Here is a 13,761-nt window from a genome sequence, read left to right as displayed (position 1 = left end):
GGGAAAGTCCCGTACAGGAGAAATTTTGATGCGAGAAGCTGTAATCGTCTCGACGGCGCGGACGCCGATCGGTAAGGCCTATCGAGGCGCGTTCAACAACACGACGGCGCCGACGCTGGGCGGCCACGTCATTCGCGCGGTCGTCGAGCGCGCCGGGCTCGATCCGGCCGAGGTCGACGACGTGGTGATGGGCGCCGCCCAGCAGCAGGGGACCTCCGGCAACAACGTCGCCCGTCACGCCGCGCTGCGCGCCGGACTTCCCGATAGCGTCGCGGCAATGTCGATCGATCGCAAATGCTCGTCCGGTCTGATGGCGATCGCGACTGCCGCGAAATACATCATCAATGACGGTGCACCGGTTGCGATCGGCGGCGGCCTGGAATCGATCAGCCTAGTGCAAAACGACAAGGTCAATCGTTACCGCGCGTGGGACGATTGGATCCTCCGCCATGCGACGGGCCTCACGAGCTCGATGATCGAGACGGCCGAACTCGTCGCGGAGCGTTACGGCGTCAGTCGCGAGGCACAGGACGATTATGCCCTGCGATCGCAGCAGCGGACGGCGATAGCGCAGGCTGAAGGCCGCTTCGACCGGGAAATCGCGCCGCTCAAGACCGAGATGACGGTCACCGATCGCGCCAGCGGCGAAACCACCAGCAGGGAGGTTGCGCTGACGCGGGACGAGGGCAATCGTCCGCAAACCACCCTCGAGGATCTCGCGAAGCTCAAGCCGGTGTTCGCCGGCGGGCGCTTTGTCAAGCAGGGACGATTTGTCACCGCCGGAAACGCATCGCAACTGTCTGACGGCGCCGCGGCGGTGCTCCTGATGGAAGCCGCGGAGGCGAAGCGGCGTGGTCTCGAGCCGCTCGGAGCCTATCGCGGCATGGCGGTTGCCGGCTGTGCGCCGGAGGAGATGGGCATCGGCCCGGTCTTCGCGGTACCCAAGCTGCTGGAACGCAACGGACTGCGGATCGACGATATCGACCTCTGGGAGCTGAATGAGGCGTTCGCGTCGCAGCTGCTGTATTGCCGCGACCGGCTCGGCATTCCGGACGAGCGGCTCAACGTCTCGGGCGGCGCGATCGCGATCGGTCATCCCTATGGCATGACGGGCGCGCGCTGCGTCGGGCATCTGATGCACGAGGGGCGGCGCCGCAAGGCCCGCTACGGCGTGGTGACGATGTGCTGCGCCGGCGGCATCGGTGCCGCCGGCCTGTTCGAGATGTTTCATGGAGGGACTGCATGAGCCGGCGTGAGGCCGACCTGTCGGAGGTGCAGCGGCACATTCTCGCGGCCGAACGCGATGCGGCGAGGATCGATGGCGTGAGTGCCGATACGCCGCGGATCCCGATCGAACGCGTCGGCATCCTGGGCGCCGGTACGATGGGGGGCGGCATCGCCATGACCTTCCTGTCGATCGGCATTCCCGTGACGCTCGTCGAGCGTGACCAGGTCCCGCTGGAGCGGGGCATCGCCACGATCCGTCGAAGCTATGAGCGCGCCGTAAGCCGGGGCCGCTTCGCCGCGGAAGACGTCGAGCGCGCGCTGGCATTGCTGACGCCTGGCCTCGTCATCGACGACCTTGCCGACAGCGATCTCGTCATCGAGGCCGTGTTCGAGAACATGGCGGTCAAGAAGGATGTGTTCCGCAAGCTCGACGCCGTCGCAAAGCCGGGCGCCATCCTGGCGTCGAACACCAGCCGGCTCGACATCGACGTGATTGCGGCGGAGACGCGCCGGCCCGAGGCGGTGATCGGCCTGCACTTCTTCTCGCCGGCGAACGTCATGCGGTTGCTCGAAATCGTGCGCGGAGCGAAGACCGGGCCGTCGCAGCTTGCGACCGCCATGGACCTCGCGGGGCGGATCGGCAAGATCGCCGTCGTTTCGGGCGTCTGTCCGGGGTTCATCGGCAACCGCATGCTGGGCCGGCGACAGGCGCAGGCGCAGAGGCTGATCCTCGAGGGGGCAAGACCCCGGGATGTCGATCGCGTGTTGGTCAAGTTCGGGTTTCCAATGGGACCGTTCCAGATGAGCGATCTGGCGGGCCTTGATCTCGGCTGGCGGCGTGAGACCTCGAAGGGCGAGAGCATTCGCGATCTGTTGTGTGAGCGTGACCGCCGCGGTCAGAAGACCTCGAAGGGCTACTACGACTACGACGCCGAGCGTGTCCCGACGCCGTCGCCGGAAGTCGAGGCACTCATCGCCGAGTTCGCAAGGAGTCGCGGCTATCGTTCGCGTCAGGTCACGGACGATGAGATCCTGGAGCGGCTGCTCTATCCGATGATCGACGAGGGCATCAAGATCCTCGATGAGGGTATCGCGCAGCGCGCGTCTGACATCGATGTGGTCTGGCTCAATGGCTACGGTTGGCCTGCGCACACGGGAGGCCCGATGTTCTGGGCGGAGAGCGTCGGGCTTGGCCGCATCGCCGCGCGTCTTCAATTCCATGCCGACAAGCTCGGCCCGGATGGCGCGCTGTCGCCGCGGCTCGCACGCATCGCCGCGTCGGGCGGGCATGCGAACTGATCGCCGCAGCGGGCGGGATACTTCCATATCCATGGAAGTGCACGCACGTCCCGCGCAGATGAGGCGGTTCGCGATCGGTGACGATAGGATCGATGCAATGGCCGGCGTCGGTCACCTGGTTTGTGGTGCCTGATCGCAAAGAGCCCGTCGTAACAACCGCGTGGCCGTAGCAGCCATGCCACAGGGAAACGCTCCGGATGTCTGATGACGTTATCGCCGTATCGCGACCGGTCACGACCGCGAACTCTGGTTCTCGCGCCCAGTCGCTCAGCGCGTGGTCCTGGGTCGGCTACGAGGCGACGCGGATCCCGTATCTGGTTCTGCTCAAGATCTACATCTTTGCGCCCTATGTCAGCAAGATCATGATCGGCGATCCCGTGCTCGGGCAGACGCTGTTCGCTCGATACGGCTTTGTTGCAGGTTTGGTCGGAGCCGTGACGGTACCGTTTCTCGGCGCCTCGCTCGACCGGATGGGCCCGCGAAAGCCGTGGATCACCGTCTGCATCCTGATCTCGCTGCCGCTGCTGGTCAGCCTGTGGTGGGCGAAGCCGGACCGCAGCGGACTGTCGGTCGATGCCGTGCTGGTGATCGTAATGGCACTCAATCTGCTGTTCGTCTATTCCGAGATCCTGCATAACGCGATGCTGGGACCGGCGGTCGGGATGTCGCGGGTTGGCCGCTACTCAGGTGTCAGCCTCGGCGTCGCAAATCTCGTGTCCGTGGCCATCATGACGTTCCTGTTGTGGGGATTTGCGCTTCCCGGGCAGCTGCATTGGTTCGCGATCCCCGACGCGCCGCTGTTGGGCTTCTCGCAGGCAAGCCATGAGATGGAGCGATTGATCGGGCCTCTGATCGCGGCGCTCGGATGCGCCGGCCTGCTCATGTTGCTTCGCTTCACCATCGACGCGCCGGCATCGGGCGAGACCTTCCTGAGGGCGGTCCGCCTCGGCTCAAGGGACGTGTTCGCCCTGATCGCCGGTCTGCGAAAGCAGCCAGATCTGTTGAAATTCCTGATCGCTCGGACCTTCTATGCCGACGGCTTTCACACCCTTATCATCTTCGAAGGTATCTATGCCTCGGGCGTGATGGGATGGCACGGGTTCAAACTGCTGAGTTTTGCCGTCGTCAAGATCGCATTCGCCGCTCTCGGCGGATTGCTGGCGGCAAATCTGAACGCGCGACTTGGCACGCGCCGCGCCATCATCGTCCAGATATCGATTACGGTCGTGTTGCTGGTCATGGTTCTCGGCACGACGCCCGACCGGATGATCTTCTTCTGGCCCCATGATCCGGCCGCGCAGCCGCTGTGGAGCGGCCCGGTTTTTCGAACCCTGCCCGAGGTCGCCTTCATGCTGCTGTCGGGATCGATGACGGCGTTCGCGGTGGCCTCGATCGCGTCGGGGCGCGCCATGATCATTCAGATCGTGCCGCCAATGCGTGTCGGCTCCTATTTCGGGCTGTTCGGCTTGACCGCCAGCACGACAGTCTGGATCGCCCCGGTGCTGGTTGGGATCCTGACGGCGCGCTTTCAGTCCCAGGCCGTCGGTCTCGTTCCGATCGCCGTGTTGTTGACCCTCGGCGCGATCGGCATGATCTTCGTCAAGGGTGGCGACCGCCTCGAGGAGTGAATGTGGCTTGGATGGTCTCGTGAGCAACTGGATCGAGCACGCCGTCTGGTGGCATGTGTATCCGCTCGGCTTCGTCGGCGCCGAACGGGAGGCCGGCGCGTGTACCGGCATCGTGCATCGCCTTGGCCACCTTGTCCGGTGGCTCGATTACTCGGTCGAACTCGGCGCGTCCGGTATTCTGCTGGGGCCGATCTTTGCTTCGTCGACCCACGGCTACGACACGATTGATCATTTCCTGATCGACCAGCGGCTTGGGGACGAGGCGGACTTCGATGCGTTCGTCGCAGCAGCCCGCCGCCGTGGCCTGCGCATCATCCTGGATGGCGTGTTCAACCATGTCGGCCGCAAATCTCCACGCTTTCAGCGCGCCGTCACCGGCGGTCCGCAATCGCCGGAAGCCTCCTGGTTTCGCTTGACCTGGCCGGCGGACGGAAGGGAGCCTGATTGCGCGACGTTTGAAGGTTACCGCCAGCTAGTGACGTTGAACCATGATGAGCCCGCGGTCGTCGACTATGTCATCGGCGTGATGAATCATTGGCTCGATCGCGGTGCCGATGGTTGGCGCCTCGACGCGGCCTATGCTGTCCCGCGGCAATTCTGGAAGCGCGTCTTGCCTGCGGTTCGCGCGCGGCACCCCGACGCCTACATCTTCGGCGAGGTGATCCACGGTGACTATGCCGGCTTCGTAGACGAAACCGGCGTCGATGCGGTCACGCAGTACGAGCTTTGGAAGGCGATCTGGAGCGCTCTGAACGATCGCAACTTCCATGAGCTCGCATGGGCGCTCGCGCGGCATAATGCGTTGATCGACCGGTTCGTGCCGCAGACTTTCATCGGCAATCACGACGTCACGCGGATCGCGAGCCAGCTGCTGGACGAACGGTATATCCCGCACGCGCTGGTCATTCTCATGACCTGTGGTGGCTCGCCCTCGATCTATGCCGGAGATGAACAGGCGTTCCGCGGGATCAAGGAGCGCCGCGCCGGAGGCGATGACGCGATCCGCCCGGCCTTTCCGGCGGCGCCAGCCGAGCTGGCGCCATTCGGCTGGCCAACATACCGGCTGCATCAGGAGCTGATTGGACTACGGCGAAAGCATCCATGGCTCCATCGGGCAAGAACCCGTGTGGTCGAGCTTCGCAATACGGACCTGGTCCTCGAAGCAAGCGATGAAGGCAATCAGCTATGGGTTGCTCTGAACCTGGCCGACGCAACGGTCGTACGTACCATCGATTCCACCGCCGACAGGCTCGCAGGATTGGCTGCGGTGCGCGGGGCAGGCGCGCGGACCGAGCTTACGCTGCCACCGCATGGGTGGGCCATCCTGGGTTAGCGACAGTTTGCAGGGCAGACTCCGCAAAGTGCAAGCTTGTGCTATGCCCGCTCACCGCTTCAGGCGACGAAACTCCATTTTCCGACAGTAGCTCAAATGGCGGGTTTTGGCCTGGAACGGTCAAAATGCCTTAGCGTTCAGCGGGGGTGACTGACACTCGCTCCGCCGCTGCACATGGGAAGAACTGGAGCTACCAGTAGCTGATGGATCGCAAGGAGTGCAGGCCGTGCCTAGGCGACCGCCTGAAACAGCAATTTGAGATGGTTGCGCCTCCCCGCAACCAAAGTCCGGACCAACCGGTTCCGATAAAATGGCCCGCATTTCGCGGGCCATTTTTGCTTTGGGAGGACAATCGGGCCTCGTGTCGTCGACTGATGGGGTGCAGGTCACGGCGTTTCCGCAACGCGGGCCGCTCCCTAGACGATGAAATGGAATTCGTGCCACGCACTCCAGCTGATGCCATCGCTGGCGCGAACCCAGAGGTCGTCAGGCACGGTACCGCCCTGGAATGACGTGCTCGCAATTTGGGCCGCGCTGACGTTGATGGCGGTGCCGGTGGGCTGCGCATTCCCGCCAATGCTCCAGTGGCCGCTGCTTGCCGACGGCGTCGAATCCCAGAGTTGATATTGTGCGATACTGTCGCCGTCGGCATCCGAGACTGAAAACAGGCTCAAGGCGGCCACGCTCTGGTTGGCCGTCGCGTGGAAGTCGGACGCGGTCACTAACGGAGCGCTGTCAACCGGCGCGGTGACGTGAAATTCCTTCCACGCCCCCCAGGCAAAGCCGTCGTAAGCCCTCACCCAGAGATCGTCCGAACCCGAGCCGCTTTGAAAGCTTGTGCTCGAAAGTTGAGCTGCCGTGACATTGATGGCGGCATTGGTGCCTTGGGCGACTCCCCCGACCACCCAGTGCCCGCTGCTCGCATCCGCCGTCGAATCCCACACCTGATAGTTTGTGATGGTGTCGGCATCCGCGTCGGTGATCGAGAACAGCGTCGAGGTCGCGATGTCCTGGCCGTGGCTCGCCGAATAGTCGGCGGCCGTGACGATCGGAAGGTTGTCGACCGGCGCTTTGACGTGAAACTCCTTCCAGTTGCTCCATGTCATGCCATCAAAGGCTCGCACCCAGAGGTCGTCGGAACCCGAGCCGCTCTGGAACGATGTATTGGCCAGTTGTGCCGTGCTCACATCGATGCTCTGGCCGGTGGGCTGCGCGATGCCGGCCACGACAAAATGCCCGCTGGCAGGATCGGCGGTCGAGTCCCAGAACTGGTAGTTGGTCATTGCATCGCTGTCGGCGTCGTTGACCGTGAACAGGCTTGCCGCCGCGACAGTCTGGCCATGGGTGGCGGTCAGATCCGATGCGATCGCCACAGGAGCATGGTCGATCGGGGCATTGACGTGGAACTCTTTCCAGTTGCTCCATGTCATGCCATCAAAGGCTCGGACCCAGAGATCGTCGGAGCCCGAGCCGCTCTGGAACGATGTACTGGCCAGTTGTGCCGCGCTCACATCGATGCTCTGGCCGGTGGGCTGCGCGACGCCGGCCACGACAAAATGCCCGCTGGCAGGATCGGCGGTCGAGTCCCAGAACTGGTAGTTGGTCATTGCATCGCTGTCGGCGTCGTTGACCGTGAACAGGCTTGCCGCCGCGACAGTCTGGCCATGGGTGGCGGTCAGATCCGACGCGCTCGCCACAGGAGCATGGTCGACCGGCGCGTTGACGTGGAACTCTTTCCAGACCCCCCATGCGGTGCCGTCATTGGCTCGCACCCAGAGATCATCTGAGCCGGAGCCGGTCTGGAACGAGGTGTTGGTCAATTGAGCGGGCGTCACATCGATGGCTATGCTGGACGCTTGCGCCACCCCGCCGATCACCCAATGGCCGCTGGCGGGATCGGTCGTTGAATCCCAAACCTGATAGCCGACGATCGTGTCTCCATCGGAGTCGGTCGCACTGAAGAGACCCGATGCGGCGATGTTCTGGTTGTGGGTGGCCGAAACGTCGGTTGCGTTGGCCACCGGCGGATGGTCTGCAAATGGGGTTGCCGTGAACCGGGTCCACGCGCCCCAGAGATATCCATCATATGCCCGGACCCAGAGCGTGTCTGAGGCTGTGCCGAACATATAACTCACCTGCGAGATGTTGGCGGCCGAGACGTCGATTTCGGCATTGGTGGCTTGCGTGACACCATTGATGGCCCAATGCCCGTGGCCCTCGGTGTCCCACAACGCATACTGGGTGACCGCATCGCCATCCGCGTCGGTGGCCGAGAACAGTCCCGATCCCGTCACCGAGAGCTGCCCGTGCGTGCCGGTCACGTTGGTGGCCGTGACCGTTGGGGCGCGATCGGCCGGAGAAATCACAAAGGATTTCCAGTCGCTCCACAAATAGCCGTCGAAGGCTCTGATCCAGAGCGTGTCCGAGCCGGGTCCGGCCTGGTAGCTCGTTTGAGCCAGCTGCGAAGCGCTGATGTCGATCTCGGTGTTGGTGCCCTGGACTGTTCCGTTCACCGTCCAGTGACCGTAGCCGTTGCTGTCCCACAGGGCATATTGGGTAATGCTATCGCCCGCGGCCATGTTCACCGAGAACAGTGACGAGGCCGAAAAAACCTGATTTCGAGCCGCGGCCTGATCGGCCGCCGTCACGACCGGTGTCGTCCGGATGCTGTATCCGAGATCCTTCAGAACTCCGATGTCCAGGTTGGAGATCGCGTACTGGTAATTGCCGTAGAAAACGATCCCGTTCATCAGATCCAGCGTGAGAGGATCCTGAACGGTCGAGGGACTGGCGTAGAGGTCGGATTGCTGATTGCCGAAGTGGTAGTAGTTCTGGGTGGTGCTGTTCGTGGTCAAAGGCACCGGGCCGCCGTAGGCGGCCTCGGCATTTGCACCGACAAAGTAAGCGCCGTATGCGGTCTTTTGAATCAGGGTGTCGAACGTCGATTCGTAGGCGCCGGCCAGCTGGCCGCTCTGATTGTACCAGCCCACCATGCCGAAGCCATGCATGAGCTCGTGGAGAAAAACGTCGATCGGATTGATCACGTTTCCGGGGACCTGACTGGAGTAGGTCAGGCCGTAATCCAGGTCGATGTACTGGAAGTAGCCGGGGTCGATGTTGATGGTGATGTCGCTTGTCGTACCGGGGACATGCTGTCCGGTGCTCAGCTCGTACTGGCTGGATGGCTCGTACACGGCGAGGCCGCCGCTTGTGCCGACGTAGTAGCTGGAGGTAGGCCCGCCATCGGCACGGCCGACGGCGGTCGGCAGGATGTTGAGCGACACAACCAGAGTGCCGATGCCCAGGATATATTGCTGCCAAATGTTGAGGGCCTGCTCAAGATCGTAAACGAGAGACGCGTCAGCGGATCCGCCGACGTTCGACGGGTCGTTCAATGTTACTGAATAATTCCAGGGCATCTCGGTCGAACTCTGAATCTATGGTAGCGCGGGCATAATAAGTGACATTCAACTGACTGCCGCGGTGTAGTCAACAGACGTCAAGGGGGCCGGCGCCGACGCGGCATCCGTGCCGCGATCCGTAAGACTACGGACCTCGGCCCGAGTTCGAACGGCTCCGCGAAGGGTTCCTCGATCGGCATGATCGAGCTCGCGAATCCGGCGCGGCCGTTCATAACGCCAATTGCATCTCGCCGGAGAGCCATAGTACTCTGGCTGTCATATTCATCTGCTGCTCTTTGGTTCGCTGCGAACAGTCAGTTTGCACTGACAGCGAGGTTGTAAGGGCGGGGGCAGGGCGCGCTGACGGCAATCCCGGCTCATTCGACTGCAGTCAATTTCAGCTACTCAACAGATTAATCGTGAAATGATTGAAACGCGGAGCGGCAGCACAGCAGACAGCGGGATAGTTGCACTCGTGATGTTGCTGCGTTTTCACGGTATCCCGGCCGATGTCGACCAGATTCGTCATCAATTCGGGAATGGCTCGTTCGCAACACCGGAGATGCTGCGCTACGCGCGCTCGACCGGCGTCAAGGCCCGCGAGGTGAGCAGCAACTGGCTGAGGCTGGAGAAGGTCCCGCTTCCTGCCATTGCCCTGTTGCGCGACGGCGGCCATCTGATCCTCGCCAAGGTGGGCGCAGACAAGGTCCTCGTTCAGTCACCCCTGTCGGAGCGCCCGGAGTTGATCACGAGGGCCGACCTCGAGGCGGTGTGGGCCGGCCGGCTGATCCTGGTGAGCCGCCGGGCAGGACTGGTCAACCTTGCCCGTCGCTTTGATTTGTCATGGTTTCTGGGAGCCATTCACAAATATCGCTACCATTTCCTGGAGGTGTTGATCGCCTCCTTTTTCTTGCAGCTGTTTGCGCTCGTGTCGCCGCTGTTCTTCCAGGTGGTGATCGACAAGGTCCTCGTTAATCACACGCTCAGTACGCTCGATGTGCTCGCGGTGGGTTTGATAGGCATTGCGGTTTTTGAGACGGCCCTCGGCATATTGCGGACATACCTGTTCTCTCACGTGACGAACAGGATCGACGTCGAACTGGGAGCCCGCCTGTTCCGGCACCTCATCGGCCTTCCGATTGCCTACTTTCAGGCGCGCCGGGTCGGCGACTCGGTTGCGCGGGTTCGCGAGCTCGAGAACATTCGCAACTTCCTGACCGGATCTGCCCTGACGGTGGTGATCGATCTGTTCTTCACTGCAGTTTTCATCGCGGTGATGTTCGTCTACTCGCCGATCCTGACCTGGATCGTCCTTGGATCCTTCCCGCTCTATGTCGGTATCTCGGCCGGTGCGACGCCGCTGTTCCGTCAGCGCCTGGACACCAAATTCGAGCGCGGCGCCGAAAACCAGGCCTTTCTTGTCGAGAGCGTAACGGGTGTCGAGACGATCAAGGCCATGGCGCTCGAACCGCAGATGCAGCGCCGCTGGGAGGAGCAGCTTGCCGAGTACGTTGCCGCGAGCTTCGGCGTGCTCAGCCTGGCGAATGTTGCGAGCCAATCGGTTCAGTTCGTGAGCAAGCTCGTCACCGCGGTGATCCTTTACGCCGGTGCCAAGCTGGTGATCGACGGCAGCCTTACGGTGGGCGAGCTGATCGCCTTCAACATGTTCTCCTCGCGCGTCAGCGCTCCGGTCCTGAGACTGGCGCAGCTCTGGCAGGACTTCCATCAGGCCAGGCTCTCGGTCGCGCGGCTGGGCGATATCCTGAACACGCCGGCGGAGCAGACGTTCAATCCCGGTCGCGCGGTGCCGCCTCCCATCAAGGGCCAGGTCACACTCGAGCACGTGTCCTTCCGATATCGTGTGGATGGACCGGAAGTGCTGCACGACATCAACATCAACATTCCCGCCGGCCAGGTCGTCGGCATCGTCGGTCCGTCCGGTTCAGGCAAGAGCACCTTCACGAAGCTGGTCCAGCGCCTTTACGTCCCGGAAAAGGGCAGGGTTCTTGTCGATGGGGTCGATCTTGCGATGGTCGATCCGGCGTGGTTGCGTCGCCAGGTCGGCGTCGTCCTGCAAGAAAACGTGCTGTTCAATCGCAGCGTACGGGAAAACATCGCGCTCGCCGACCCGGCCGCTCCGATGCAGCAGGTGATCGCGGCGGCCCAGCTTGCGGGAGCTCATGAGTTCATTCTGGAGCTGCCGGAAGGCTACGACACTGTCGTAGGCGAGCGCGGCAACAGCCTGTCGGGAGGGCAGCGGCAGCGTATCGCGATCGCGCGGGCCCTTATCACCGACCCGCGCATCCTGATCTTCGACGAAGCGACCAGCTCGCTGGACTATGAAAGCGAAAGGGTCATTCAGGACAATATGAACCGGATCGTGAAGGGGCGAACGGTCTTTGTCATCGCGCATCGTCTGTCCGCGGTCAGGCGCACCGATCGAATCATCACCATCGATCGCGGGCGGCTCGTCGAACAGGGATCCCACGATGAGTTGCTCAGCACAGGCGGAAGATACGCGTCACTGTACCGGTTGCAGGCGGGGATCCATGAAGTCGGCTCGTGAAGCGCTTCCGGCCGGGGGCAAATCGAGGGACGAACTGGCTTTCCTGCCGGCCGCTCTCGAAATCGTCGAGACGCCGCCATCTCCGACGGCCAGGCTTACCGGCGTCCTGATTGCCGCGTTGTTCTGTTGCGCGGTCGCGTGGGCCGGTCTCGGCAAGATTGACATCGTTGCCTCTGCATCGGGAAAGATCGTGCCGGGCGATCGTGTCAAGCTGGTTCAGCCGCTCGAAATCGGCGTGGTCCGGGCCATTCACGTTCGCGACGGCCAGACCGTCAAGGCGGGCGAGGTTCTGATCGAGCTGGATCCGACGAGCAATCAGGCGGAGCTTCAGCACCTGAAAAACGATCTTCTCTCAGCATTGCTGGACATTTCGCGCACGCGCTCCGCACTCGACGGAAACACCAGCGCGCTTGACGGGGCGCCCGACGACACGCCGCCCGCCTTGATTAAAATGCACCTGGAGTTCCTGCGGAGTCAGGATTCGGAGCAGCGCGCCAAGCTGTCGGAACTGGATCGGCAACGGGTCCAGAAGGTCGCGGAGACCAGGACAATCGAAGCCGGCATCGCGAAGATTGATGCTTTGCTTCCGGTGCTGCAGGAGCGGGTCGGGGTTCGCAAGTACCTGGCAGACAGGGAGTACGGCTCGAAGCTGCAATATCTGTCGGAGCTGCAGGAACTCGTTGGGCTGCAGCAGGACATCCTGGTGCAGCGGAGCAAGCTCGAGGAGGCCAATGCAGCCGTGGCAGCGCTCGACGAGACGCGCGCCAAGCTCGTCTCGGAATACCGCCACCGCTTGTACGATGATCTGGCCAAGGCGACGCAGAAGGCCGGCAGCCTCAAGGACGAGGTGGGCAAGGCCGAGCATCGGACGAACCTTCAGAAGCTTGCGGCGCCCATCGATGGCGTGGTGCAGCAATTGGCCGTGCACACGGTCGGCGGGGTCGTAACTCCCGCCCAGACGCTCGCGGTGGTGGTGCCGAGCGATAATCAGATTGAAATCGAAGCGATGGTTTCAAATCGCGACATAGGCTTTGTGCACCCGGGTCAGGACGCCGAGATCAAGGTCGATACTTTCAACTTCACGCGTTACGGCCTGCTGCACGGCAGGATCGTCAGCGTCTCGCGCGATTCTGTCTCCCGGGACAGGTCGCGGAACTCGGCCCGCGAGACGAATGGCGGAGGGACGGAAGAAAGCAGCGAGCCGAAGGGCCAGGCGCCGGCGTATATCGCGCATGTCTCAATTGACCGGACCAAGATGATCATCGACGACAAGGAGATCAGTCTTTCGCCGGGGATGGCCGTCACTGTCCAAATCCGGACGGGCGCCCGCAGCGTCATGAGCTATTTGCTGTCGCCGATCATGCGCTACCGGCAGGATGCTCTCCGAGAGCGGTGAAAGCCGGCAGGTCGCCCCGTCATGACGGGGTCCGGGATTCCACGTGGCTCAAGCTTCGATCGGATTCGTGTATCGCAAGGCAGTTTTGCCCGGCGTCGTACGTCCGGTATCCATGGCTGTTCAGCCTGCGAACGAGTTCAGCCTTGTCGGTCTTGATGAATTCGGCGTGGATGACGGGGTGATGCTGCTGGATCGTTGCGCCGGCCCCTTCCAGCACCTTCAATTCCATCCCTTCGACGTCGATCTTGATCAGATCGCAGCGGCTCAGCTTCAGGGAATCCAGCGTGACCATCGCCGTTTCGGTGCTGTTGGCCTCGGAATAATCGACCTTCTGGCCGATTTGCTCGGTAGCCGGGCGTCGCGTCACCTCCAGGCTCCCGAAGCTGGCGGGCTCCTGGTGGCTTAAGTTTGGCACCCGGGTTTTCCCGGTTTCCGACGAAATAACTGCATGTATGGCCTTCGCATTGAAGCAGTTGTTGATCGCGATGTTGCCGGCAAGCGCATAATAGACCCGCTCCTGCGCTTCGATTGCAAGGACCGAGCCCCAGCCGTCCATATGCTTGGACCATTCGATGGTGTGAACGCCGATGTTTGCCCCGCAGTCGATCGCGACGACGCCATCGCCCCGATAGGTTCTTCGCAGTGCAAGAAGGCCCTTCGTCAGCTCGATTTCGGTGGCATCGAACACGCCGTGCTCGAGGATTTGGATCCCGACTCCAAAGGTGTGCTCGCCCGCCGTGTGGTAGTCCAGCCGGTTTACGATCAGCGGACCGTGCGCTGACGCTGCGATGACGAATGGGACCTTGCTGGGGTTGCGGCTCATCGTTTGTATTTCTTTGTGTCTGCGCCGGCGGAAGCGGCCGGGAGGGGTACTCGCCAAGGTTTTCGTCCGTTGACGCGGTTGTCAATCT

General features: G+C 62.5%; 8 protein-coding genes. 6 read left to right on the top strand and 2 right to left on the bottom strand.

Features of this window, described 5'->3' with window-relative positions:
• Positions 1 to 28: 28 nt before the first annotated feature.
• The 4 genes from ACSKB9_RS19250 to ACSKB9_RS19235 all read left to right on the top strand — a co-directional run bounded on the left by ACSKB9_RS19250 (position 29) and on the right by ACSKB9_RS19235 (position 5,487).
• The gene (locus ACSKB9_RS19250) at positions 29 to 1,246 is read left to right on the top strand and encodes an acetyl-CoA C-acyltransferase (protein ID WP_438074960.1); all 1,218 of its coding nucleotides are present in this window, start codon (positions 29 to 31) and stop codon (positions 1,244 to 1,246) included.
• Positions 1,243 to 2,526: a 3-hydroxyacyl-CoA dehydrogenase NAD-binding domain-containing protein gene (locus ACSKB9_RS19245; protein ID WP_438074958.1), complete on the top strand. Its 1,284-nt coding sequence runs from the start codon at positions 1,243 to 1,245 to the stop codon at positions 2,524 to 2,526. The genes ACSKB9_RS19250 and ACSKB9_RS19245 overlap by 4 nt, the downstream gene beginning before the upstream one ends.
• 197 nt (positions 2,527 to 2,723) lie before the next feature.
• On the top strand, positions 2,724 to 4,154 hold the full coding sequence (locus ACSKB9_RS19240; RefSeq protein ID WP_438074956.1) for an MFS transporter: 1,431 nt from the start codon (positions 2,724 to 2,726) through the stop codon (positions 4,152 to 4,154).
• Positions 4,155 to 4,173: 19 nt separating this feature from the next.
• A complete protein-coding gene (locus tag ACSKB9_RS19235) occupies positions 4,174 to 5,487 on the top strand; it encodes an alpha-amylase family protein (RefSeq protein ID WP_438074954.1) in 1,314 nt (437 codons plus the stop codon).
• A gap of 416 nt (positions 5,488 to 5,903) precedes the next feature.
• Here ACSKB9_RS19235 and ACSKB9_RS19230 read toward each other — a convergent pair whose 3' ends face one another.
• The gene (locus ACSKB9_RS19230; protein ID WP_438074952.1) at positions 5,904 to 8,906 is read right to left on the bottom strand and encodes a hypothetical protein; all 3,003 of its coding nucleotides are present in this window, start codon (positions 8,904 to 8,906) and stop codon (positions 5,904 to 5,906) included.
• Positions 8,907 to 9,312: 406 nt separating this feature from the next.
• On the opposite strand from ACSKB9_RS19230, the gene ACSKB9_RS19225 reads away from it, so the two are divergent.
• Positions 9,313 to 11,454 (top strand): type I secretion system permease/ATPase, encoded by a 2,142-nt coding sequence (locus tag ACSKB9_RS19225; protein ID WP_438074950.1) that lies wholly within the window; start codon positions 9,313 to 9,315, stop codon positions 11,452 to 11,454.
• Complete coding sequence (locus ACSKB9_RS19220) at positions 11,438 to 12,850, top strand: HlyD family type I secretion periplasmic adaptor subunit (RefSeq protein ID WP_438074948.1); 1,413 nt, start codon at positions 11,438 to 11,440, stop codon at positions 12,848 to 12,850. The genes ACSKB9_RS19225 and ACSKB9_RS19220 overlap by 17 nt, the downstream gene beginning before the upstream one ends.
• Positions 12,851 to 12,869: 19 nt before the next feature.
• Here the strand turns inward: ACSKB9_RS19220 and ACSKB9_RS19215 are convergent, their stop codons facing one another.
• Positions 12,870 to 13,673, bottom strand: a complete 804-nt coding sequence (locus ACSKB9_RS19215; RefSeq protein ID WP_438074946.1) for an FkbM family methyltransferase — start codon at positions 13,671 to 13,673, stop codon at positions 12,870 to 12,872.
• Positions 13,674 to 13,761: the final 88 nt, after the last annotated feature.

The organism is Bradyrhizobium sp. BR 1433 (genome assembly GCF_051547665.1).
In the GTDB taxonomy this organism is placed as follows: Bacteria; Pseudomonadota; Alphaproteobacteria; order Rhizobiales; family Xanthobacteraceae; genus Bradyrhizobium; species Bradyrhizobium australafricanum.
The sequence above is the reverse complement of the archived record's forward strand: the minus strand, read 5'-3'. Positions and strand labels throughout refer to the sequence as shown.